This window comes from Actinacidiphila cocklensis (genome assembly GCF_907177275.1).
GTDB lineage: Bacteria > Actinomycetota > Actinomycetes > Streptomycetales > Streptomycetaceae > Actinacidiphila > Actinacidiphila cocklensis.
Window position 1 is genome coordinate 66630 of record NZ_CAJSLV010000050.1, and the last position, 21629, is coordinate 88258.

General features: G+C 70.0%; 19 protein-coding genes, 1 tRNA gene and 4 pseudogenes. 13 read left to right on the forward strand and 11 right to left on the reverse strand.

The features are described from left to right. The first annotated feature begins 156 nt into the window (after nucleotides 1-156). The 3 genes from NFU81_RS14080 (at nucleotide 157) to NFU81_RS14090 (ending at nucleotide 2502) form a co-directional block, all read left to right on the forward strand. Nucleotides 157-615 carry a MarR family winged helix-turn-helix transcriptional regulator gene (locus tag NFU81_RS14080; RefSeq protein WP_251489499.1) on the forward strand — a complete coding sequence of 153 codons (459 nt, stop codon included), beginning with the start codon at nucleotides 157-159 and terminating at the stop codon, nucleotides 613-615. A gap of 26 nt (nucleotides 616-641) precedes the next feature. Next, a complete protein-coding gene (locus tag NFU81_RS14085) occupies nucleotides 642-2096 on the forward strand; it encodes an MFS transporter (protein WP_251489501.1) in 1455 nt (484 codons plus the stop codon). A gap of 112 nt (nucleotides 2097-2208) precedes the next feature. Further along, entirely contained in the window at nucleotides 2209-2502 is a 294-nt protein-coding gene (locus tag NFU81_RS14090; protein WP_251489503.1) for a DUF1330 domain-containing protein, read from the forward strand. A gap of 384 nt (nucleotides 2503-2886) precedes the next feature. Here NFU81_RS14090 and NFU81_RS14095 read toward each other — a convergent pair whose 3' ends face one another. Continuing rightward, nucleotides 2887-3357, reverse strand: a complete 471-nt coding sequence (locus NFU81_RS14095; RefSeq protein WP_251489505.1) for a carboxymuconolactone decarboxylase family protein — start codon at nucleotides 3355-3357, stop codon at nucleotides 2887-2889. A gap of 85 nt (nucleotides 3358-3442) precedes the next feature. Continuing rightward, complete coding sequence (locus NFU81_RS14100; protein WP_251489507.1) at nucleotides 3443-4321, reverse strand: sigma-70 family RNA polymerase sigma factor; 879 nt, start codon at nucleotides 4319-4321, stop codon at nucleotides 3443-3445. A 746-nt stretch (nucleotides 4322-5067) separates the two neighbouring features. On the opposite strand from NFU81_RS14100, the gene NFU81_RS14105 reads away from it, so the two are divergent. Together NFU81_RS14105 and NFU81_RS14110 are read left to right on the forward strand one after the other, a co-directional pair. Next, nucleotides 5068-5140: transfer RNA gene (locus NFU81_RS14105), tRNA-Lys, on the forward strand. 2 nt (nucleotides 5141-5142) lie between these two features. After that, a complete protein-coding gene (locus tag NFU81_RS14110) occupies nucleotides 5143-7491 on the forward strand; it encodes a hypothetical protein (protein WP_251489510.1) in 2349 nt (782 codons plus the stop codon). A gap of 347 nt (nucleotides 7492-7838) precedes the next feature. Here the strand turns inward: NFU81_RS14110 and NFU81_RS14115 are convergent. The 4 genes and pseudogenes from NFU81_RS14115 to NFU81_RS14130 all read right to left on the reverse strand — a co-directional run. Next, nucleotides 7839-8287, reverse strand: a pseudogene (locus tag NFU81_RS14115) (NAD(P)H-dependent glycerol-3-phosphate dehydrogenase); the annotation flags it as partial. Nucleotides 8288-8390: 103 nt separating this feature from the next. Further along, nucleotides 8391-9722 carry a DUF6262 family protein gene (locus tag NFU81_RS14120; RefSeq protein WP_251489511.1) on the reverse strand — a complete coding sequence of 444 codons (1332 nt, stop codon included), beginning with the start codon at nucleotides 9720-9722 and terminating at the stop codon, nucleotides 8391-8393. Beyond that, complete coding sequence (locus tag NFU81_RS14125) at nucleotides 9719-9949, reverse strand: hypothetical protein (RefSeq protein ID WP_251489513.1); 231 nt, start codon at nucleotides 9947-9949, stop codon at nucleotides 9719-9721. The genes NFU81_RS14120 and NFU81_RS14125 overlap by 4 nt, the downstream gene beginning before the upstream one ends. Before the next feature lie 80 nt (nucleotides 9950-10029). After that, complete coding sequence (locus NFU81_RS14130) at nucleotides 10030-10335, reverse strand: hypothetical protein (RefSeq protein ID WP_251489515.1); 306 nt, start codon at nucleotides 10333-10335, stop codon at nucleotides 10030-10032. 225 nt (nucleotides 10336-10560) lie between these two features. On the opposite strand from NFU81_RS14130, the pseudogene NFU81_RS41285 reads away from it, so the two are divergent. The 3 pseudogenes from NFU81_RS41285 to NFU81_RS41295 form a co-directional block, all read left to right on the forward strand. Continuing rightward, nucleotides 10561-10794 (forward strand): annotated as a pseudogene (locus NFU81_RS41285) (transposase); the annotation flags it as partial. 30 nt (nucleotides 10795-10824) lie between these two features. After that, nucleotides 10825-10982: pseudogene (locus NFU81_RS41290) on the forward strand (IS3-like element ISRhosp5 family transposase); the annotation flags it as partial. Between the two features lie 10 nt (nucleotides 10983-10992). Beyond that, a pseudogene (locus tag NFU81_RS41295) lies at nucleotides 10993-11556 on the forward strand (DDE-type integrase/transposase/recombinase); the annotation flags it as partial. A gap of 4 nt (nucleotides 11557-11560) precedes the next feature. Here NFU81_RS41295 and NFU81_RS14145 read toward each other — a convergent pair. Next, entirely contained in the window at nucleotides 11561-12430 is an 870-nt protein-coding gene (locus NFU81_RS14145) for an alpha/beta fold hydrolase (RefSeq protein WP_251489517.1), read from the reverse strand. 101 nt (nucleotides 12431-12531) lie between these two features. Here NFU81_RS14145 and NFU81_RS14150 point away from each other — a divergent pair, with 101 nt between their 5' ends. From NFU81_RS14150 to NFU81_RS14160, 3 genes are all read left to right on the forward strand, one after another. After that, complete coding sequence (locus NFU81_RS14150; RefSeq protein WP_251489519.1) at nucleotides 12532-12942, forward strand: winged helix-turn-helix transcriptional regulator; 411 nt, start codon at nucleotides 12532-12534, stop codon at nucleotides 12940-12942. Between the two features lie 411 nt (nucleotides 12943-13353). Further along, nucleotides 13354-14982 (forward strand): extracellular catalytic domain type 1 short-chain-length polyhydroxyalkanoate depolymerase, encoded by a 1629-nt coding sequence (locus NFU81_RS14155; RefSeq protein WP_251489521.1) that lies wholly within the window; start codon nucleotides 13354-13356, stop codon nucleotides 14980-14982. A gap of 322 nt (nucleotides 14983-15304) precedes the next feature. Next, nucleotides 15305-16321, forward strand: coding sequence for a YihY/virulence factor BrkB family protein (locus NFU81_RS14160; RefSeq protein ID WP_251489523.1), 1017 nt, complete (start codon nucleotides 15305-15307; stop codon nucleotides 16319-16321). A gap of 33 nt (nucleotides 16322-16354) precedes the next feature. Here NFU81_RS14160 and NFU81_RS14165 read toward each other — a convergent pair whose 3' ends face one another. Together NFU81_RS14165 and NFU81_RS14170 are read right to left on the reverse strand one after the other, a co-directional pair. Beyond that, nucleotides 16355-17281, reverse strand: coding sequence for a phage baseplate protein (locus tag NFU81_RS14165; protein WP_251489524.1), 927 nt, complete (start codon nucleotides 17279-17281; stop codon nucleotides 16355-16357). Nucleotides 17282-17518: 237 nt separating this feature from the next. Next, a complete protein-coding gene (locus NFU81_RS14170) occupies nucleotides 17519-18013 on the reverse strand; it encodes a C45 family peptidase (RefSeq protein WP_251489526.1) in 495 nt (164 codons plus the stop codon). 32 nt (nucleotides 18014-18045) lie between these two features. Here NFU81_RS14170 and NFU81_RS14175 point away from each other — a divergent pair, with 32 nt between their 5' ends. Then, the gene (locus NFU81_RS14175; protein ID WP_251489547.1) at nucleotides 18046-18567 is read left to right on the forward strand and encodes a GNAT family N-acetyltransferase; all 522 of its coding nucleotides are present in this window, start codon (nucleotides 18046-18048) and stop codon (nucleotides 18565-18567) included. Nucleotides 18568-18781: 214 nt separating this feature from the next. Here NFU81_RS14175 and NFU81_RS14180 read toward each other — a convergent pair whose 3' ends face one another. Further along, on the reverse strand, nucleotides 18782-18985 hold the full coding sequence (locus NFU81_RS14180; protein WP_251489548.1) for a hypothetical protein: 204 nt from the start codon (nucleotides 18983-18985) through the stop codon (nucleotides 18782-18784). Nucleotides 18986-19191: 206 nt separating this feature from the next. Between NFU81_RS14180 and NFU81_RS14185 the strand changes: the two genes are divergently transcribed. Further along, nucleotides 19192-20448, forward strand: coding sequence for an MFS transporter (locus tag NFU81_RS14185; protein WP_251489549.1), 1257 nt, complete (start codon nucleotides 19192-19194; stop codon nucleotides 20446-20448). A gap of 39 nt (nucleotides 20449-20487) precedes the next feature. On the opposite strand, the gene NFU81_RS14190 is transcribed toward NFU81_RS14185, so the two are convergent. Continuing rightward, the gene (locus NFU81_RS14190) at nucleotides 20488-21558 is read right to left on the reverse strand and encodes a BUD32 family EKC/KEOPS complex subunit (protein WP_251489551.1); all 1071 of its coding nucleotides are present in this window, start codon (nucleotides 21556-21558) and stop codon (nucleotides 20488-20490) included. Nucleotides 21559-21629 lie beyond the last annotated feature (71 nt).

The following is a 21629-nucleotide window of genomic DNA, read 5'->3' on the forward strand; positions in this document are numbered from 1 at the left end:
GCTCCACCAGTCGAGATCCTCGCCGAGGACGAAGAAGCCCTTCGCAATGGCGAGCACGTCAGCGGTCCGGCCGCCCACGGCGTTGTAAGTCAAGTGTCGCCGAACCCTGATCGGAAGATACATAAAGGATTCATATAAAGCTGCTATGCTTCAGGCATGAGTCGCCAAGACGCCGCGCACGGCGCTTCCGATGCCATCGGGTCAGCCCTCTACGGTCTGGCCACCAGGGCCGTGAGACGCCTTCCCCGCGACATGAGCCTGACGTCCGCCGCCACCTTGGCCACCCTGGACAAGACCGGCCCGCGACGGATCACCGATCTGGCGGTGGCCGAGGGCGTCACCCAGCCCGCGATGACCGTCCTGGTCCGGGTGATGGAGGAATCCGGGCTGGTCGAGCGGAAGGGCGATCCGTCCGACAAGCGGGTCACGCTGGTGTGCCTGACCGAGGCCGGCGCGTCGTACGTCCGGACGCGACGCCAGGCGGGCGTCGACGCGTACGCGCGGTTGATCGACGAACTCACCGGTGACGAGGTCGAGGCCTTGGCAGCAGCCCTTCCGGCACTGGCGCATCTGGCGGAGCTCGAAAGCCAGGCCCGTGAGGAGTCGGACCGGTGACCGCGGCCCAGGCTCATGACCAGCCCATGAGCACTGCCCTGGTACGTTCCGAGGCACGTCTGCTGGTCCCCGCCCTGATGTTCATCGCCTTGGTCGTGGCGGCGGTCGCCAGCCTCGGGACGCCGCTCATCACCAGCGTGGCGACCACGTTCCACGTCTCCCTCGACAGCGCGCAGTGGACGCTGACCATCGCCCTGCTCAGCGGCGCCGTCGCCACACCCGTCCTCGGCCGGCTCGGAGCCGGTCCGCACCGGCGGGCCACGATTCTCGCCACGCTGGCGATCGTCGTCGTCGGCAGCGCGCTCACCGTGCTGCCGCTGCCGTTCGCCTGGCTGCTCGTGGGCAGAGCGGCCCAAGGCGTCGGACTCGGTCTCACGGCGCTGATGATGGGCGTGGCCCGCGACCATCTTCCCGAGGAGCGCAGCGCGGCCGTGATCGCCCTGATCTCAGTGGTCTCCATCATCGGAGCCGGCGTCGGCTACCCGCTGGCCGCGCTGCTCGCCGAGTTCGGCGGACTGCGGGCCGCCTACGGCCTCGGCCTGCTCGTCACCGCCATCGCTTTCGTGACCGCGTGGCGCTCCATGCCCGCAGCTCCCGAAGGCCGCTCCGCTCACGTGAACGTGGCCGGTGCGCTCGTCCTGGCGGGTGGACTGCTCCTCGTCCTGTTCCTGGCCGGCGAGAGGAGCCTGTGGAGCCGACACCTCGCCGTGGCGGTGACCCTTGCCGTCGCCGCCGTACTCCTGCTCTGCGTCTGGACCGTTTCCGAACTGCGAACCAAGACGCCCCTGGTCGACGTCCGGGCGGTACGGCACCCGGCGGTCGCCGGGGCGAACATCGCCATGTTCGTCGGCGGGAGCGGCATGTACCTCCTGCTCACGCTCATCACCCGCTACGCGCAGACGCCGCACAGCGCCGGCTACGGCTTCGGACTGACCACCTTCGTGGCGGGGCTGGTCCTCATCCCGTTCTCCGTGCTGGGGTTCGTCGCCGGCAAGCTCACGCCGCGGGTCCGGATGCGGATCGACGGCCCCCTGCTCCTGGCCGGCAGCGCCGCCATCGTCGGCGGCGGGTTCGTCCTGTTCGCCACCGCCCGGTCCAACCTGGCCGAACTGCTCGCGGCCATGGGCGTGCTGGGCTTCGGCGTCGGCAGCTTCTCGGCCGCCATGCCCGGCGTCATCCTGGCCGTCACCCCCAAGAGCGAGACGTCGAGCGCCATGAGCTTCAACTACGTCGTCCGCAGCGTCGGGTACTCCCTGGGCAGCGCCATCGGCGGTCTGGTCCTGGCCGCCGGCACCGCCACGGGCCGCCTCTTCCCGAACAACGACGCCTACACGACCGCGGCGCTGGTCGGCGTCGCCGCGATGGCGATCACGACGATGGCCGGCCTCGCCCTCGCCCGTCGACGCTCGCCCGAGACCAATCCGATCACAGCCCCAGTCGGTGTGCCGGGCCTGGGCCGGTCGAGCCGAACCGGAAGCTGAGGATCGAAGCTGTCCGACGTCGACGCCGTCTCCGTCGGCTCGCTGACCCACAGCGCGCCGGCCATGGATCTGAGCATGCTTCTGAGCATCAATTCCGAACACAGGAGGTACCGTGGCCAAGGGCTATTGGGTCAGCGCCTACCGCACCATTGCGGACCCCGAGAAGCTGGCTGCCTACAACAAGCTGGCTGGTCCAGCCGTCAAGGCCGCAGGCGGGCGGCTGCTCGCCCGCGGCGGCCGGGTCGTCGCACACGACGCCGGAATCGCCGAGCGCACCGTCCTGATCGAGTTCGACAGCTTCGAACAGGCGGTCGCCGCACATGCGAGTGCGGCCTACCAGGAGGCGCTGGCCGCACTTGCTGACGGCGTCGAGCGCGACTTCCGCATCATCGAAGGCCTCGACTGACGATCGAGGCCGCGTCGGCGACGAACACGAAGCCGACTGCGGGGATCACCCCGGCTCGTCAGCGCGCCGCACCGTCGCGAACAGCGTCAGGCCAGTCGACCATGGTGATCGAGATGGTTCCAGCGGTGCACTGCCCGCGATCTCGGGCACCCGCCGTCGGTCTGTACCTGGGCGACGATTGCACCGCATCCGCCCACCGCCACGCCGAACGCGTCAGCTTCTGGCTCTACGGGATGCGAACTGGTCGCCGTGCACGGAGCATCCGCTTGATACCCGGCCGGTGACGGCTCACCGGCCCCCGGCAGGTACCGGCTACGGGAGGCGGAACCAGCTGTCCGCCTCGCCGCAGCCGGGGGCCGGCGCCTCGGAAGGGCGCCGCCCCCGTCAGATGTGCTGCCCCGGCTCGTAGCCGCCACCCTGCTGCCGGGTCATCACGTTCATCCGGTTGAAGGCATTGATGACGGCAATCTGCGACACCAGGGCCATGAGCGCCTCGTCGTCGTAGTGTTCCGCTGCCTTTGCCCACGCCTCGTCGGTAACCCCGCCGCCGTCGGCGAGACGGGTGCCCTGCTCGGTCAATTCCAGCGCGGCTCGCTCCGCACCGGTGAAGACCGTGGTGTCCCGCCAGGCCGCGACCAGGCTCAGCCGCAGCGTCGTCTCACCGGCCCGCGCGGCCTCCTTGGTGTGCATGTCCAGGCAGCCCCCGCAGCCGTTGATCTGGCTGGCGCGGATGTTCACCAGCTCCAGGGTCGCGGCGGGCACCGCCGACGCCGCCGCAGCCTTGCTCGCCGCGATGATGTGCCGGGCGAACTTCGGCCCGATCTCGGTGCCGAACGGCTCGATCCGAGGCTGCATGACGCTCTCCTTCGTCGCTGGGTTGCGATCTCACCCCCTTGGACGAATCAGCCGCACGACACGTAACACCTCGCGGGCCGCCGCGTCAGGGACGGGCCGGTACGCCCATGGCGGCGAGCCGCCCAGGGTCGCTCACCGACAGCATCCCGACGATGCGGCCGCCGGCCACCGTGCACGCCATCACCCCGAGCAGCCTGCCGTGCGCGTCCCGCACCACGATCCCGGAATCCCCGTTGACCAGCACCGGGCGCGCGGTCACCACCGCGCGGACCCCGCGCTGCGCACGGGCGGCCACCTCGGCCGCGCCCAGCCTGACGACGACCCCGTGCGCGGAGTACGAGCGCCAGACCACCTCGGGGTCGAGCACCCGCAGCAGCCCCTCGAAGTCGCCGCTCCGCGCCGCCGCGAGAAACGCATCGACCACCGCGCGCTGCTGCTGCCGCTCGTCAGGGGGACGGTGGGCGTCGTGCACCTTCCTGCGCGCCCGGCTGGCGAGCATCTTGGCCGCGTCCGGGGTCCTGCCAAGGATCAAGCCGATCTCGTCGAAAGGCACCGCGAACATGTCGTGCAGCACGAACGCCAGCCGCTCGGCGGGACGGAGAGTGTCCAGCACCACCAGCAGCGCCAGGCCGACGGACTCGGCGAGCACCGCATCCTCCTCCGGCGGCGCGCCGTCGTCCTCCGCCACCACGAACTCGGGCAGCTGCTCGTCGTAGGGCACCTCAGGGCGGGCCTTGCGCGAGCGCAGCACGTCGATGCAGACCCGGCCGACCACGGTGGTCAGCCAGCCGGCGAGGTTGCCGATCGCGTCCGGGTCCTGACGCCCCAGCCGCAGCCACGCCTCCTGGACCGCGTCCTCGGCGTCCGCACGCGACCCCAGCATCCGGTAGGCCACCGCCACCAGGCGCCCGCGCTGTTGCTCGAAGGCCCCCGCCAGCACGTCGCCGACACCCGTTCCGGTCATAGTGTCACCTTCCTCGTGCGATTTCCGTCAAGGGTGTGACGGTCCGAAGAACGCCGAGGTAACCGCAGGACGGGCACCCCGATGGAATCACGCTGCCCGCAAGCCGGATGCGCGCGGGCGCCCCGGGGTCGCACCGGACCGGCGGGCGGCCTCCGTGCATCGACGGCCGCACCCGCCGCAGCGCCCCCGCCATGGGCCGGATGCGCGACGACACGCCGGATGGACGAGTTCGCGCAGCAGCATCGCGACGTCGTGGTCAGGCAGCCAGGCGGCGCTCTCCTCGGTGATCTGCCCCCGCAGCTTGTCCCCGTAAGCCAGCGCGGCCGCGATCGCGGCCTCCCCCCTGGCAGCTTCATCGGCGGCGTCCGCGCGCTGCGACGGCCCGCGCGCTCAGATGGCCGGCGTGCTCGGCCTCGACTGCGCCGGCCGGCAGCCTGAGGCGTCCCCGTGACACCTTCGACGGCCCGCGCGACCGACGATGGGGCACCACCCCGGGCCGCAGGGGTCTCGCCCAGCTAACAGGGCTCCGCTCGTGATGAGGGCGCCGGCGGTCAAGACACTGACGGCATGCGCCAGCAGTGCTCACCGGGGCTGTGGTGTGGGGAGGAGCCGTTGCGGTCCGGCTGCTGCCCGCCCGCGATGGGTGGGCAGCGACAGGGCGAACCTCAGACTCCTGCGCTCGGCCGGCAGGGGCAGGGAAACCGCTGGCCAGGTACGTGCTGAGCCCGTAGTCTCGCAAGGCGCAGCGGCGTGTAGCTCAGTCAGAAGAGCACCGGGCTCTTAACCCGGAGGGCGCGGGGGCAGAGCCCGCCACGCTGGCTATGGACACGAACGACTCCGGCCGCAACGACGGCCATGACGCGACCGCGCCCAGTCAGGGAGCAGCGGAAGTTCACCAGGCCTACCCGCTGGGCGAGCTGGCCAGGGCCTTCAGCACTGCCCTGACCCATCACGACCGGCGGGTGCGCGCCAGTGCCGAGGAGCGTGTGGACCGCTGGCGGAAGGTCCTGGCGGGCATGGCCGACGGCACTCTTACCGTCGGGTCGCGCACTCCTGTGGCCGGCTTGCCCGCTTGGGTCACCCCGCAGGTGGTCCGTGGCGGCTTCGCCACGGGCACACCGGCCGCGAGTGGACCGCTGCTTGCGCACGAGACTGATGCCGCGCATCGAGCGGGTCTGCCGGCCGAGCGCCGTGCCCTGTTCGCGCACGCCCTGACCACGCCGGGCCTCGCCGAGTTGACGGACCTGCTGGAATCAGGCTGTTACGCCGTCGAACTCCCCGAAGAGGCCGCCCTGCTGACCGTTGCCTGGCTCGCCGGTCGCGGGGAGACCGCCGCCGCGCTGGAACTCCTCGATGTCCTGGAGCCGTTCGCCGACCGCCTGCGGTTCCGACCGCGCCCGGTATCTGCCGTGCCACGATCCGACAGCGGCGTCGTGTTCCGCTGGACGTCCGCAGAGGTGCGCCGACGGTTGCAGGAGCGGCGCCCGCACACCGGCGTCGAGGCGATGAACGAGGCGCTGGCGGTCTGGAACCCCTTCGCCGACGAACTGCTCGACCACTGGCTGAAGACCGTACGCAACGGCCGCGTACTGGCCACACCCCCCGAGCCGGAGTGGAAGGAGCACGCTGCCGCGCTGCTGGAGCGCTACCACGCACTGGCTGCCGAACACACCCGCTGCGGCAAGCACCGCCGGCCGAAAGAGAACGTGTTCGTCCTTCGGAGCGCACTGGAAGACCTGGTCGCCGGACGCGACCTGGATGCCCGGCGCCGCGGAAGGGTGCAGCACGCCGTCGACGCGATGGTGCGCCGCCGCGGCGCACCGGGTACCCCCGAGCATGCGGCACTGCGGGCACGCCAGGCCGCGGACGCCGCCCGCCCGACCCACCACGCCATCGCCCAACTGGTCATCGAGCGCCTCGCGGACCTGCCGCCCGACACCGGCACACCGCAGGCCCTCACCTTCACCACGCCGGTCACCTCCGCCGAGCACGAGGCAACTGGTATGCCCACCGGCGCCAGCGTGCCCGAACCCATCGCCCGTCTGGTGAACCGGGCGCTGGCCGCCGACGTCCCGACGCTCATCTCAGCCGGTGTCGTGCCGTCCGCTGAGGTACTGGCCGCCCTCACGCCTCAGCTCGTCGCGGCCACGAGCGCCGCCGCCTACCCCGACCTCCGGCTGCGCCGCCTGATGGCTGCCTCCTACGCGGCATTCCGCAACCGGCGCTCGCTGCTCCTGGTCGACCTCCAGCACCAGGTCCGCTTCGAGGAACTGCCCTGGGTTCGTGCCGTCGAGGAGCACCGCCGGTCCACCGATCCGGTGCGCGCGACGGCAGCACGCACCCTCGCCAACCTCGGCGAACTCGCCCTGCACGCCTGGCCCGGCACTGTGCTGCCCAACCCGCTGGTGAGCCAGCTCGCCACGCTCGCCCGGACCGCGGGGCTCACGCTGCCACTGACGGAGGAACTCGCGGCGGACATCTTCATGGGCACCTTCACTGCCAAGTTCCCCGCCGCGGCCCGGGTCGCGGCGGAGCTTCTCGACGGCACCCTGTACGCGGCCTACTACGGCATCGACTACGCGGCCGTCGCCGGCCTCGACGAACCCGCCTCCCAGAGCGGGAGACGCCGGGGTGCTCCGCAATTCGTGGCGCTGTGCCACGAACGCGCCGGCCTCGACAGCACGACGTGGCTGTCGGTCGCCCAGGGCGGCGCGGTGATCGAGCAGTCCCAGATCCTCACCACCCACAACCTCGCCCTCCTCGCCGGACCGGTCGGGGTGATCCCGCCATCCGGCTGGACGGCGCTGGCCCGCAGCGCGTTCGCCACCACCTGCCGCCTTGCCGCACGTATCCACGGCAACCCGCGGCCACTGACGACCATCAAGGACATGGCCTACGCCTGGCGCCAGACCCTGTTCTACCTGTCCATGGCCGCCCCCGCCGAACAGGACACCGCCCTCGCGCAGTTCGACGAGGACACCGCCCGGTATCCCGACCACACCCGCGCGCGCCTCGCGCCCGTCCTAGCCGGCCTGCGCCTAGTCCACGCCGGCGGCGACCTAGACCCCGACGGCGACACGAGCGAGGGCCGCGCACGCCGACTCCTCGGCTGGACACCCAACGGTCGGCACTGGCTCCAGGCCCAGCCCGGCCCAGCGCTCAAACAGTAACCCGCGCCCGGGACCATCCCGCCGCCCCGGGGACCGCGCCCGACGGCATATGGTCTTCCGGCGGACGCGGTGGACGCAGCCAGCCATGGTGTGGCTGCGGTACGCCGACGTGGATCTGACCGACGCGGTGGCCGAATGCCCTGTGACCGTCGCCGCCCGCCCTCGCATTTTCACAAGCCGCTCAGGCACGCCAGTCCTTGAGAGCGTACTTGGGGGAATGCCGACGGATCAGGTGCGGGTGACTTCGCGGCGGGGGGTCGTCCCCCCGACGCAGCCCATTCCGTCGGTAGTCCGTATAAGGACAGGGGTGAAGGGTGCGGGGTGCCGCCGCGGTGGGCGGGGTGGGGTCAGCGCTCGGTCTTCGGGGGGCGCTGCATGAGCTGCGCCGCGGCCGCGTCGAGGCTGATGCCCTGGTGCAGGACGGCGGTGACGACGGCGGTGATGGCATCTCGACGTTGTGAACGCTGGCGCGTTCGAGGATCGCCTCAGCGGACTTGACGCCTTCGGCGGTGGTGCGGGTGGCGGCAGCAGCCTGTGCCACGGTCCGGCCGTCGCCGGGGTACCAGCCGAAGGTGCGGTTGCGGGACAGCGGCGAGGTACAGGTGGCGACCAGGTCGCCGAGGCCGGACAGGCCGGCGAGGGTGGCGGGACCGGCACCCAGGGCGGTGGCCAGGCGGGTGGTCTCGGCCAGGCCGCGGCGGGTGATGAGCATCGCCGAAGTGTTGGACCCCAGGCCCCTGCCGGTGGCAATGCCGACGGCCAGGGCGATGACGTTCTTCACAGCGCCGCCAAGCTCGCTTATCTCGGGTCGCCGCAACGTCTCTGCAGGTCAAGCTTGTGCAGCAGTCTGAGGGACGTGAGGCACGTTGTGTAGGCCCAAGATCCGGACGTGGCGGGTTTCAGGTGGCGGTGCCGGGGGCTGGGGCCTGGCCGACGAGGTAGATCCGGTTGCGGAGTTCCGTCTCGGCCCAGTCCAGGTCAACTCGTAGGTCGAGCCACACCTGGTCCTTGCGTTTGTCGGGCTGGTCGAGTCTGACGGCGACCCAGGTGAACGCGCCCTGGAGGATCTCCCGTTTGCCACCGGGACTGGTCACGGAGAGCGCGAAGGACAGGGCGATGCCGGCCCGGGTGACGATCATGTGGCGCTCATCGTCCGGTTGGGGGCGGCCTCCGGTGAGGTAGCGAGGAACGTCGAGGACCTTGATCCACTCCAGAACCGCTCCCGGGACCTGTTCGTCCAAGATCCGCGCGATGGAGTCGCGCACTGCGACGGCGGGCTGTTCATCGAGCCAGTCCAGCCAGTGCTCGGAATCTGTGAGCTTGGCGAAGTCGTCCTTGGGCGGGCCGTAGTTCGGATTCTCCACGAACTCGCCAGTCAGCTTCCCGTCCTCGCCAACCCGCCAGACACCCTGGACGGCTTCCCCGGGGACGTAGCCGTTGGGGTCGCCGATGAGGTCAGGATCGATCTCCGCAACCGACCCGCCCGGGTTCGCAGCCGCCTCCGCAACGAGCTCGGGCGGAGGCGACTGCAGGATGCGACGCCGCTCCTCCGATATGTCCCCCATGTGAGCACCCCTTCGCCTGGTTCGTCCGAGGAGGTCAGCACCGCCCCGCCTGGGGCATATTTCCATGGCCGCTGTCGGCCGAGGTCCCAGGGGCTGGATTGAAGCCGGTTCTCGTTGCGGATCATGCGGCGGAGGCTGGTGCGGGCGGCGGCGAGGTCGTCCTCCAACCCGGTGACTCGCTGCCGGAGCTCCGCGTACTCCCGTGGTCGCTTGCCGTTCCGCCGCGGACAGTCGCATGTTCTCCTCGGTGAGCTCGTTGACGCGGTCGACCAGGTCGTGGTTGCCGAGCTGTTGAACCTGCTGTCCGAGATAAATACGGGCCTGTTCCCGCAGCTGGCCGCTCTCGGTTCGGAGCCGCTTGATCTCCTGGCGAGCGAGAAGCAGACCGGTCTGCTCGCTGGCAGTGGAGACCTTCCGTCCGCTCTGCTGGTCCTGGTGGCCCTGGGCCGCCTGGCGAGCCCGCGCCTGGTCGATGCGTTCGCGCGGGCCGGGCGCATAGACGAGCCAGTTGGAGACGCCTGCCTCGCGGGCGACCATCGCGAAGGTGATGCGTCGGCTGTCGCGGAGCATGTCCTGGACGGCCTTGAGGACGCGTCCGCGTTTCTCGGTGCTGTCCCGCTGACGTGCGGCATTGAGGACCTCTACGGGCGTCCTGGAGAGCTTCACGGACGTCTCAGCAGGCATCCGGGGTCTCCCTCCGGGGTCGCGATCAGGGGCAGCAACTTGTGGTCCCGGGTTGCGCGGACGTTGCGTAGGACCGCGCTGGCTTCCTCGATTTCCTGGCGTTCGTCCTTGGGGAGGCTGCCGAGCCGGTCGCGCATGGTGTCGGCGACGTTCGTGAACGCGGTGATCTGGTCGGCGAGGTTGCGGACGACGAAGTCGTCGGCGTCCATGGCCTTGCCGGTCTCGCGGTCGGCCCGCAGGTCGTTTAATGGTGCAGTCGGGTACGGGAACCCTCCGAATGGGTCGGAGCTCAGCGGTCGGTGAACTTGGTGACCGAGGCCAGGAACTGGGCCAGGTGGGGTCCGAAGTCTGGACGGGGTGGCTCTGGGCAGCCGGGGAGTTCGTCGCTGTCGGGCTGGAGTCGTCGGAACCGATCGACAGTGTGTCGTTGATGGATCGGGTTCTCCGGGACTGAGGGGAGCACGCTGATCGGCATCTTGAGCGTCGCCAGTTCGGCGTCGGTGACGCCTCGCAGGGTCTGCCCGTCCAGCAGTGCCCGGATGATCTGGTCGGAGGCGCCGAGGCCGGTCAGGCCGATGCGGGTGCGGGAGTCCACTGCGGGGTCGCCTGCGGTTGCGGGCCATGCCAGCAACAGTCTTTCGATCCGGTCCGGGATGGCCGATGCGAGGCGAACGGCCACCGAGCACCCGTTTGATCCGGCCACCACGGAGACAGGATGGCCGGACAGGGCCGGGGCGAGGTAGGGGCCTCCCCCTGAGTGGTGGACACGCTGATACTGGATCTGCTTGATCCGGAGGAAGCGAGAAGACCGCCGATGGCGATGAAGGACTACTCGGACGAGTTCAAGGCCGATGCCGTGGCTCTGTACGAGTCCACACCCGGGGCGATCTACAAGAGCATCGCTGCTGACCTGGGCGTCAACCGGGCGACCCTGCGTGAGTGGGTGCTGCGGGACCGCGAACGCCGCGGCGTCACCGCCACGGCTGCAAAGCCGGACGTCCAATCGGGGACGGCGGTGCTGTCCGACGCTCCAGACGAACGGATCCGGCAGCTGGAGGCGAGGGTGGCCGAACGCGAGGCGAGTGAGCGCAATCTCGCCACCGAGGGGGACATCCTCCGCAAGGCGGCCAAGTATTTCGCCGGAGAGTCGAACTGGTGAGGAGTCGCTTCCAGTTCGTTGACGACCACCGGAACACCTACGAGGTGAAGCGGCTCTGCGAGGTCCTGGACGTGAACCGGTCCAGCTACTACACCGGACCCGGCAGCCACACCTGTCCCGGACCTGTTCCAACGGGACTTCACCGCCACCGAGCCCGGGCGCAAATACATGGGCGACATCACCTATCTCCCCCTGGAACATGGAGAGTTCCTCTACCTCGCGACCCGGCTGGGCTGCTTCAGCCGCAACGTCGTCGGCTGGTCCATCGCCAGCCCCATGCGCACCTGCCTGGTCACCGACGCACTGCGGATGGCCGCCGCGACCCGCGGCCGCCTGGACGGCGCGGTATTCCACTCCGACCACGGAGCCCAGTACGGCTCCAGGGCCTTCGCCGGCCTCTGCGACCAGCTCGGGGTCACACGGTCGCTGGGCGCGGTCGGCACCAGCGCCGACAACGCGGCCTGCGAAAGCTTCCACGCCTCCCTGAAACGCGAGACCCTCCAGGGCGCCCACGACTACAGCGACGCCGACACCCGCCCCGGCACTTCGCCGGCGGCCACCTTCGACCTCGCCGACACAATCATCACCGTGCGCAGCCTGATACGCCGGTCCTGGACAACTCACCGCTGGGACGAACGCCTGAACCGACGACCGTGATCCTTCAGCCCCGCTCCGCCTTTGGCAGATCGGCGGAGAGGAAGGGAGCAAGAAGCGCGAACAATGCGTCGGGGCGGTCGAGGGGGATGATGTGGCCGCAGTCCTGGAGATGGTGTCCGACCAGGTCATCAGCGATGGGACGGAGTTGGCGTTCGAGCCCGGTGCCGACGGGGTGAGAGCCGACGGTCATGGTGGGCATCGTCAGACGAGCCGTCGCGACGGCGTCCTGTATCTGCTGCGCGCTGGTGGGCAGTGCCCGGTAATAGGAGAACGCGCAGCGCAGGGCATCGCTCCCGGTGTACGCGTGGACGAAAGCCGCACGGATGTCGTCGGGTACTCCTCGCCCGAGCGTCCCCGAGTCGAGGAACCAGTCGATGTACGGGGCTTCGTTGCCGGCCAGGACGGTCTCGGCGAGGCCGGGGACGGCGTGGAAGCCGAACCACCACGGGGCGCCGCCCGCCATGACGTGTTCTGCTCCGGGCAGGCGGCCTAGCAGCGCCTCCATCACGACCAGGCGCCGGACGAGGCCGGGGCGGCGCAGCGCGAGCAGGACGGCGGGGGCGGTGCCCGCGTCGATGCCGACCACTGCGGCCGAGGGCTCGCCGAGTGCGTCGAGCAGCCCTTCGGCGTCGGTGGCGAGGGTCCCTGCGTCGTAGCCCTCGACGGCTCGTGTACTGGCACCGAAGCCTCGCAGGTCCGGGGCGATGACCCGGTACTGCCCGGCCAGTCGGCCCATGATGCCGCTCCAGAGCTGCCAGGTGTGCGGGAAGCCGTGCAGCAGGAGAACCGCAGGTCCCTCCCCGGCGATTGCGACGTTGAGTTGGACGCCGTTCGTCGCGACGCGGCGCAGGTGGTGTGCGGTGGTGGCGGGCATGACGGCTCCTTCCGGATGGTTACCATTGGTGACCACAGAACGATAGGTAACCGTCTGACCGCTGCCCAGACGGCACTTTCAGGGAAGGTGGTGAGCCACAGGTGACCACCCAAGAAGCCCGGACCGGCGGTCGCGGGGTGCGCGGCGATCTGTTCGATCCTCGGTGCCCGACGCGGCAGTTGCTGGACCGCATCGGTACGAAGTGGACGTCCATGGCCGTCAAGACGCTCGCCGATGCCGCACCGGACGAGGTGCGCTTCGCGGAGCTGAGACGCCGGATGCCCGGCGTCTCGCAGAAGATGCTGTCCGTGACGCTGCGAAGCCTGACCCGTGACGGGCTGGTGTCGCGCCGGGTCGAACCGGCCGTGCCGCCACGGGTCTTCTACCGACTCACCGGACTCGGGCTGTCTCTGGAAGCCGCGCTTGCGGGGCTGCGGACCTGGGCGGAGGAGCACATGGCCGAGATCGACCGTGCCAACGAAGCCGCCGACCAGGACGCCGAAGAGGGGTAGGCAGGCCGGTTCCGTGCTCAGTACATTCGCACCGGCTCCCCCCTCCCCCTTCGTGGCTCCGCCGAACCGGGACGGATCAAGGAAGACATCCCATGCCTCCTTGACATGTCGCAGACACTGAGGCACCGTCAATGCCCGAACGCACCTGGGCCACGAGCCTGGCAGCGCCGGAAGTGGTATCGCAGATGTGAGCGCTCACATCGGTTTGCAAGCCAACAGCGAGCAGCGGTACGCAACGAAATGACAGTTTTTACACCTGCATCGAGACGCACCCGCGAGAGCGCGCAACGTCTGGACTACGGCAGTTCTCCTGCTCTCAGTCGTGAAGGTGCTCTCGCTGTGCCCGTACGCGACCGAGGCCATACCTACTCACCGCTAGCCCCGACGACAGTCCGTGGAGGAAGAGATCCCATGCTGCGATCCTGGTACCTGAAGTTCCGCTTGCTCGGGGTGCTCCTGGCGGTCGCCGCTGTGATCGGGGTGGCTCTGCCCGCCGCACCCCGGGCTGCCGCGGCCTCGCTGACCCAGGTCACGAACTTCGGCACCAACCCGACCAACCTGCAGATGTACGTGTACGTGCCGAACAGCGTCAAGCCCAACCCGTCGATCCTGCTGGCACTGCACGGGTGCCAGGGTTCCGGACCCTACCTGTACTCCAGCACCGACTTCGGGTCGCTGGCCGACCAGGACGGGTTCATCGTCATCTACCCATCGACAAACCCGGGCGGCAGTTGCTGGGACGTCTCGTCCGACCAGGCACTGAAGCGCAACGGCGGCAGTGACCCGGTCGGGCTGATGTCGATGATCACGTACACCGAACAGCACTACGGCGGGAACCCCAACGCCGTGTACGTCACCGGCGAGTCGTCAGGCGGGATGATGACCAACGTCATGCTCGCGGACTACCCGGACGTGTTCAAGGCGGGCGCGGCGTTCATGGGCGTGCCCTACCACTGCTTCTACACGGGCACGGTGCGCGGCTGGAACGGGCCCTGCGCCGGGGGCCAGGTTTCCATGACCCCGCAGCAGTGGGGCGACCTGGTGCGCAATGACGCCGACCCCGGCTATACCGGGCCGCGCCCGCGCGTGCAGTTGTGGCACGGCACCGCCGACACCACCCTGAACTACAACAATCTCGGCGAAGAGACCAAACAGTGGACGAACGTACTCGGGGTGAGTCAGACTCCTTCGTCGAGTGACACCCCGGTCACCAACTGGAACCGGAACCGGTACAACAGCAGCGCAGGCAGCACGCAGGTCGAGACGTACAGCATCGTCGGCGCCGGGCACCAGCTGCCGATCCAGGGCACGCAGATGGCCGCCTACGCCATTCACTTCATGGGGCTGGACGGCAGCACCACAGGCGGCAACACGGTCGCCGTCACCAACCCCGGCGACCAGACCGCCGCATCCGGCACCCCGATCCACGCGCTACAGGTCAACGCCACCGACTCGGCATCCGGACAGACCCTGACCTACAGCGCCACAGGTCTGCCCCCAGGTTTGTCGATCTCGGCCAGCGGCCTGATCTCCGGCACCCCCAGCAGCGGCGGCACGTTCACCGCCGTCGTGAGCGCCACCGACACCACCGGCGCCACCGGCAGCACCCGCTTCACCTGGACCGTCAGCGGCACCATTACCGGCACCACCGGTGCGCTGCACGCGGTGGGTGCGGGCAAGTGCCTGGACGACCCGAACTCGACCACGACGCTGGGCACCCAGCAGCAGATATACAGCTGCTCCGGCGGGGCCAACCAGACCTGGACGCACAACCCGTCGAACGAGCTGGCGGTCACGGTCGGTGGGGGAAGCCTCTGCCTGGACGCCAATGCCAAGGGCACCACCAACGGCACCAAGGCGATCGTCTGGTCCTGCAATGGTCAGGCCAACCAGCAGTGGAACGTCAACTCCAACGGCACGGTCACCAGCGTCCTGTCCGGCCTGTGCCTGGACGTGACCGGAGCTTCCACCGCCAACGGAGCTCTTGTCGAACTCTGGTCGTGCAACGGCGGCAGCAACCAGCAGTGGACCCTCGGATAGTCGGCCTCTGCCGTACGCAGCGGTGTGGCGCACCAGGCGGGACTCGCGCAGCGCCTGCAGCACCAGCGGCTGCCCGGGTCCCGGCAGGGGTACTCCGTCGCCCTCGGGCTCCGCACCGCGCGCACCGCCCGGCGCCCACCCGTCACCGGCGGGACCTCCGCTCGGACACGAACCGGTCGGCCGCCCTGTACCCACCGACATCGTGCCCCCGTACTCAGGCCGCCGCAGCAGCCACCCCAGTGACGCCCTGGCATCACGCGTTCGGAGTACAGCGCTCCGCTCCGGCGCCGCCGACAGGGTGCAGGCCGCACGCCGTTCCCCCGTGTCGCGTCGGCGACACGGTCCGGTCTCTCCTAGGCTGACCGGCCACGAGGACCCGCAGTGCCGCAGGGCGCGGCGGACGAGCGAAGGACGAGCGGAGGACAAGACGCCGGGCATCTCGCGCGAACGCCTCGTCAGGCTGCTGACGTTCTGGCTGCGGCCCTCCTTCGTGCTGCGCGTCGTCAACCGGTTCCAGAAGATCGTGGGCTTCGACCGCTCGATGGCGCTGGCGTCCAGCGCGCTCACCGGGCTGGTCCCGCTGCTGGTCCTGAGCAGTGCCGTCTTCGGCAACGACGTCGCCGACCGGATCATCTCGCGCTACCGCCTCACCGGAGGAGGCGCGGACGCCGTCAGGTCGGTGTTCGCCGGCGAATCGACGAGCGCCGGGGTCAGTGTCCTCGGCGCGACCTTCCTGGCCATCTCGACGCTGAGCTTCGCGCGCTCCACCCAACGGCTGTTCGAGCAGACGTGGGAACTCAAGCCGCTGAGCGTGCGCAACACCCGGAACAACCTTTGGTGGATTGTCTCGCTCGGCTGCTACACAGCCGTCCTCGGCGCCGTCCACGCGGCCGTCGACCAGGGCACGCTGGGTCTGGCGTCCGCGGCGTGCGAAGCCCCGATCACCGGGGCCTTCCTGATCTGGAGCGGCCGCGTCCTCTCCGCGTGGCGGCTCACCTGGCGCGCCCTGATGCCTTTCGGCCTCACCGCGGCCGCGCTGACCGCGGTGTACTCGGTGGGCGCGACGGTCTACCTGCCGCGGCTGTTCAACTCCCAGGCGTCACGTTACGGCGCCGCCGGCGCGGTCTTCGGAACGGTTTCCGCGCTGTTCGGCGCCATGCTCGTGGTCGTGGTGTCGGCCGTGCTGGGCCGTGAGATCCACGACGAACTCACCCGCATCCGCACGGGCCGCCGCCCCTCCGACGACCAGGTGCGCCGCCAGTGGAACCGCGTCGTCGAGCAGACCCGCTCCCGCTGGCGCACCGCCCGCAAGCAGCCTGCCGCCCCGCCCGGCGCGTAAGCCCGCCGCAGTCCCCCAACCGTTGCGGGGGAGTCAGATCAGGACATCCTTGTAGTACACGCTCGCGTAGCGGCTCAGACTCGACATGTCAGGCCGGGAGGCGAAGCCGAAGCACAGGCGCAGGTTTCCGCCGACGGTCCGGTAGACCATCATGCCTTCGGGCTCGCGGTAGAAGAGCGTCTTGCCGGCCTGGGTGAAGGAGCGTTGCACGACCTTGCCGGTGTTCATGTCGACGGCCGTGACGTAGGAGTTGATGTCGGCGGGGTCCTCGTGCCCTGTCCCGTCCAGGGTGTACAGGTAGTTGCCGAGGACGGTGTAGCCCTGGAAGGTCACCGAACCGCTGCCCAGCGTCGGCTGCGCGAAGTGGGCCAGTGGGCTGGAGAACCTGCCCGCGGCAGCGTCGGCAAGCGGGAACAGGCTGTAGTACATGCTGCCGTTCTCGTTGCGCCGAACCAGCAGCCGCTTGTTGTCCGGGTCGGTCGCGCAGGTGATCGTCCTGCTGCCGGTGAGGAACTTCTGCACGGAGGACGGGGTACCGCCGTTGACGAACTTGAAACGGGCGAGCGCGGTACCGCGGCCGGCATCACTGTGCTCGTCGGAGTCGCACTCCATCCAGATGTAGGACGAGGTGCCGACCGGTTCCACACCGATCGACACACCGTGCCCCGCGTTGCTGACGAGCATGTGGCCGGTCAGCACGCCCTCGATGGTCAGCTCGTTGATGCACAGGTCGTCGCCGTCGCTGCCGTTCTGGATCTGTGCGATGTACAGGCGCCGGTTGACGTTGTCGTAGGCCATGCCCTGCATCGCATGGTGTGTCGCGTACAACGAGACGCTGCGGAACCGCTCGTAGGACGGTTGCGACAGGTCGAACCGCTGGGAGGTCGGAACGTCGGCTGACGCCGGTGGGACGGGCAGTGCGAGGCTCGCGCCGAGGCCGAGCAGACCGGCACCGGTCATCTTTAACGCCGCGCGGCGCGGCAGTGGAGTCGACATCGGCCCACCCTGACACCGGCCCGGCATCCTTGCAATGTCTGCGTCAAGGTCTGACGGCACTCCGCCGCCGCCTGACGGCCGGGCGGAGACCACCTGGACCTGGTCGGTGCCGGCGATCCGCACGTGTACGAAACCGCCCTCGATGCGGTAGTCCGCCTCGGCCACGATCGTCGTGGGTTTCCCGTCGGCGCCGACGAGGAATTAGCCGCTGAGGTGTTCGACGCTGCCGTGGTATTCGGCCGGGCCGGTGATGCGGGAACCTCCGGGCGACGCCCGCGGCGCCCTGGTGACCAGCACCACGCCGTACGGCACGACGCCGCACCGTGCCTGGTGCGCCGCCCCGACCGGCCGCTGCGGCGCCGCGGCGTAGGCGGCGCTCTGCGAGATCTTCGTGCGGGGGTGAGCAGGAGTCCGGAAGTAGAGCGTTCTCGACCCCTGCTCGTCGACGGATCGATACAGCGGGGGCTTGAGCATCGCCGCCACGTCCGCACCCGCGGCGCGAATGGCGCGCAGCCGCTTCTGCGTCTGCAAGGCTCGCTCCTGCTCGTCGGTCACCGGCAGGTGCTGGTGATTGGCGGCGCAGGCGTCCGGCGCCACCGTCGGCGGCATGTCAGGCCCGACGAACACCGTCACCGCTTTCGCGGGATCGACAAGGGTGAGGTTCTGTGGGACGGCGATGGGCAGGGACCGCAGCACACCGACCTGGGCACTCTGCCAGACTGCGCCGCATGGACGTTCGTCTCGAACCCTGGTCGGAGCCCGCGCTCGCGCTCCTCCGCAGGATCAACACCCCGCAGATGCGCCACCACGTCGGGGGTCCCGAGTCGGAGGACGAGCTGCTCGCCCGGCACCGCCGCTACCTGGCCATGCCGGCGGCCGGGGAGGGCTGCATGTTCGCCGTGCTGCTCGGGGAGGAGATGGTCGGCAGCATCGCCTACCACCAGCGGGATTGGGCGGGCGAGCAGATCTACGAGACGGGCTGGAACGTCCTGCCGACCTACCAGGGCAGAGGCATCGCGGCCGCGGCCGGCGCCGCGCTCGTCGGCGTCGTGCGGGAGGCCGCTCGCGCACCCCGTGCCCCGCGCCGCCTGCACGCCTTCCCCTCGGTCGACAACGAGCCGTCGAACGCCCTGTGCCGCCGCCTGGGCTTCCGCCTGGCCGGCCCGTGCGACTTCGAGTACCCGCGGGGCAGCGGCACCATGATGCGCAGCAACGACTGGCGGCTGGACCTGGACCTCGACCTGGACTGAGCCGGACGCGGACCTTGCACGAGCGTCCCGGTTCGCCGACGGCGGGCACGAGCGGACGCCCGCTGACGGTGGCGGCCCGACGCCCCGGAGGGCAGCGCTCGCCTACGACCCCGCAGGAGAAGTCGTTGTCGAGACGTGCGCCGCCGCGCACGCTGAGGTGTGATCAGCCGTCACTCCGCTGATGCCGACCGGCTGGACGCGAGACCGGCGGCCTTCAGCTCCGCCTTCCACCGCGGAGCCGGAGCTGCAGCACCGTCAGCCAGGCCATCGCCAGCGCCGCCAGCGGCCGAGGGCGGCCGGGCGCCTGCCCGGCGTCGGCCACCGCACCCGAGCTCGCTGCCTGCGCAGGGACAGTTGCGCGGTCGGCCCCACGTCCTCCCACCGCCCGCTCGATCAGCCCGCCGTCGCTGCTCGTCACCAGAGATCCTCACCCTCGCCCGGACTCGTCCCGCTCTCCGCATGCCCCGGAAACGCCGCCCCATCCACTCGATCCCTGCGGTCTTGTCGAGCTTCAAGCCTGCCGGCGGGGCACGCCTGCCCCTTCGCGGGCGCAAACACCCTTCCCCGCCCAGGTGGCCGATGCTTGACTGGCGGCGCGATCTTTCCCGCCCTCCCAGGAGCACCATGCCCAAGATCCTTCCGCGGCCGGGGCCACCTCGTGTCCTGGCGCAGGCGCAGCTCGCCAACTCCATTGGCGACGGCGCCTTCTACGCCACCTCCGCGCTGTTCTTCACGCAGATCGTGGGCCTGTCCGCCACCCGTGTCGGCGTCGCGCTCACCGTCGGCTGGTGCACCGGCATGCTCGCCGGGGTGCCGCTGGGCGCCCTCGCCGACCGCTGGGGGCCACGGCGTACCGCACGGGTGCTGGCGATCTACACCTCGGCAACGCTGCTCGCCTTCCTGGTGATCCGCTCCTTCCCGCTGTTCGTCCTGATGTTCTGCCTCTACGCCTGCTGCCAGGGAGGGCTGACCTCGGCCCGGCAGACCCTGCTGGCGGGTCTGGTCGACGCGGACGAACGGACCCGGGTGCGAGCCCAGTTGCAGTCCACCCTCAACGGCGGGCTCGCCCTCGGCGCCGGAGTCGGCGGCGTCGCCCTGAGCGTGGACACCGAGTCGGCGTATCTCACCGTCTTCGCGGTCGACGCCCTCATGTTCCTCACCGCGGCCCTCGTACTCGGCCGCCTCCCCGAAGTCCCGCCGGCGGCCGCTCCGGCGGCGGGCGAGCCCCGGCTGACCGTCCTGCGCGACCGCCCCTACACGCTGCTGACCTTCCTCAACGCGATCCTGTACCTGAACATGCCGCTGCTCAGCCTCGGCCTGCCGCTGTGGATCGCGGAACGCACCGACGCGCCCAAGCCGATGGCCGCCGCCGTCCTGGTCGTCAACATGCTCAGCGTCGTCGCCTTCCAGGTCCGGGTGGCCCGCCAGGTCACCAGCCTGCCCACCGCGTCACGCACCACCGCCAAGGCAGGCCTCCTGCTGTTCGCCGCGTGCCTGGTCTACGCCGTGACCGGTACCTCGCTCGGTGCGTTCTGGGCGGTCTGCGTGCTTCTGGCGGGGGCCTTCGTCCAGGTCTTCGGCGAGATGATGCAGGGCGCCGGCGCCTGGGAGATCGGCTTCGGCCTCGCCCCGGACGGCAAACAGGGCCAGTACCAGGGCTTCTTCGGCATGGCTCCGCAGATCGCCAGGATGCTCGGCCCCACCGTGATGACCACCCTGCTCATCGGCTGGGGAAGCGGAGGCTGGCTCGTCCTGGGCGGGCTCTTCCTCGGCTCGGGGCTGGCTGTCCACCTGGTGGTGGCCCGGTACACCGACGGCTCGGCCGCCGCGGCGGAGAAGAAGCCGTCGGATCCTCCCGTCGAGGCTCCGGCCGCACCCTGAGCCGGACGGCGTGACCGGTCGGACCCGGCCGTGAGGTGGTCACATGCTCGGCCGGACGGACCCCAGTGCTCGCTGGACATCGGCGGTGGGGAAGGGAGTGCGCTTGCTCTGTGTCATCAGGCGGTGGTGGAAGTCGTCCAGGATGATCGCGTGACGTGCGTGGCGGTCGATGATCGCGCTGATGTCGTTCGGAACGCCGGAGGGGCGGCGGCCCGCGACCCATTCGCGCAGGAAGGTCCCGTGGTCGGCGCCGGTACGCACGCTGTCGGGAAGGTGATGGCGCAGCAGGTGGCTTGGCGCGTAGCAGCGGTCGTACACGAGGTGATCGGTGAGGAAGGCGCGCTCTTCCGCCGAGAGGTCGAAGCCGCGGCTCAGGGCCAGACCGAAGTCGGCGAAGTAGACCTGCCGGCCGTCGGTGAGCAGGTTGGAGAAGTGCGCGTCGAAATGGACCAGTCCGCGCGCGCTCATGAACTCCGTCCCCCGCACCACCGCGTCCTCAACCCACAGACAGGGCGAGTGACCTCCCGGGGTCGCGTCCCGGGCCTCGGCGAGCCACGCGCCGAGCGTCCGGGGAACATGCTCCATGAAGAGCACCAGGCTGGATGACGACCGCCCGATGGCTTCCAGCCGGCGGCGCACGGCCGGCGACCCGTCCCAATGGGCCACAGCACCTTCCACTCCCCCGAAGCCGTCGGCGAAGCCGGCGGGGGGGCTGTCGGGCAGGACCCGCCAGTGGTACAGCAGCGGGAACCCGGCATGTTCGCCCTTCAGTACCCAGCCGGTGGTCATGATGTGCGCGGCCAGCTCACGCCAGGCGCCGAACCCCGCCGATCCCACCCCGTACTGGTAGAAGAGGGGAAGATCGAACACGTTGGCGGTCGACCGCACGTGCGCGGGCTGCAGCTCGATGTCCGTCAGCGGGACCCGCTTGACGAAGACGCGTGTCCCCGCCACCCGCATCTCCGCCGACCTGCCGCCGATGCCGGAACCGAGGCTCTCCGCGGCGGATACCGCATCCGCGAGCCGCCGGTCGCTGAGCAGGGACAGGTGCGTGCCCACGGTCGCGTACGCGGAGACCCGCGTGGCATGCACCGACTCGGTCACGTCCATGAGCGGCTCCAGCCTGAGTTCACCACCGACTGCGGTTGATCCTGCCAGGAAACCGCACATGACTGTGATCG

Coding starts and splice junctions, on each gene's coding strand:
- NFU81_RS14080 (WP_251489499.1), top strand. CDS start 157: ATGAGTCGCCAAGACGCCGCGCACGGCGCTTCCGATGCCATCGGGTCA.
- NFU81_RS14085 (WP_251489501.1), top strand. CDS start 642: ATGAGCACTGCCCTGGTACGTTCCGAGGCACGTCTGCTGGTCCCCGCC.
- NFU81_RS14095 (WP_251489505.1), bottom strand. CDS start 3,357: ATGCAGCCTCGGATCGAGCCGTTCGGCACCGAGATCGGGCCGAAGTTC.
- NFU81_RS14100 (WP_251489507.1), bottom strand. CDS start 4,321: ATGACCGGAACGGGTGTCGGCGACGTGCTGGCGGGGGCCTTCGAGCAA.
- NFU81_RS14110 (WP_251489510.1), top strand. CDS start 5,143: ATGGACACGAACGACTCCGGCCGCAACGACGGCCATGACGCGACCGCG.
- NFU81_RS14125 (WP_251489513.1), bottom strand. CDS start 9,949: ATGGACGCCGACGACTTCGTCGTCCGCAACCTCGCCGACCAGATCACC.
- NFU81_RS14145 (WP_251489517.1), bottom strand. CDS start 12,430: ATGCCCGCCACCACCGCACACCACCTGCGCCGCGTCGCGACGAACGGC.
- NFU81_RS14155 (WP_251489521.1), top strand. CDS start 13,354: ATGCTGCGATCCTGGTACCTGAAGTTCCGCTTGCTCGGGGTGCTCCTG.
- NFU81_RS14165 (WP_251489524.1), bottom strand. CDS start 17,281: ATGACCGGTGCCGGTCTGCTCGGCCTCGGCGCGAGCCTCGCACTGCCC.
- NFU81_RS14175 (WP_251489547.1), top strand. CDS start 18,046: ATGGACGTTCGTCTCGAACCCTGGTCGGAGCCCGCGCTCGCGCTCCTC.
- NFU81_RS14185 (WP_251489549.1), top strand. CDS start 19,192: ATGCCCAAGATCCTTCCGCGGCCGGGGCCACCTCGTGTCCTGGCGCAG.
- NFU81_RS14190 (WP_251489551.1), bottom strand. CDS start 21,558: ATGGACGTGACCGAGTCGGTGCATGCCACGCGGGTCTCCGCGTACGCG.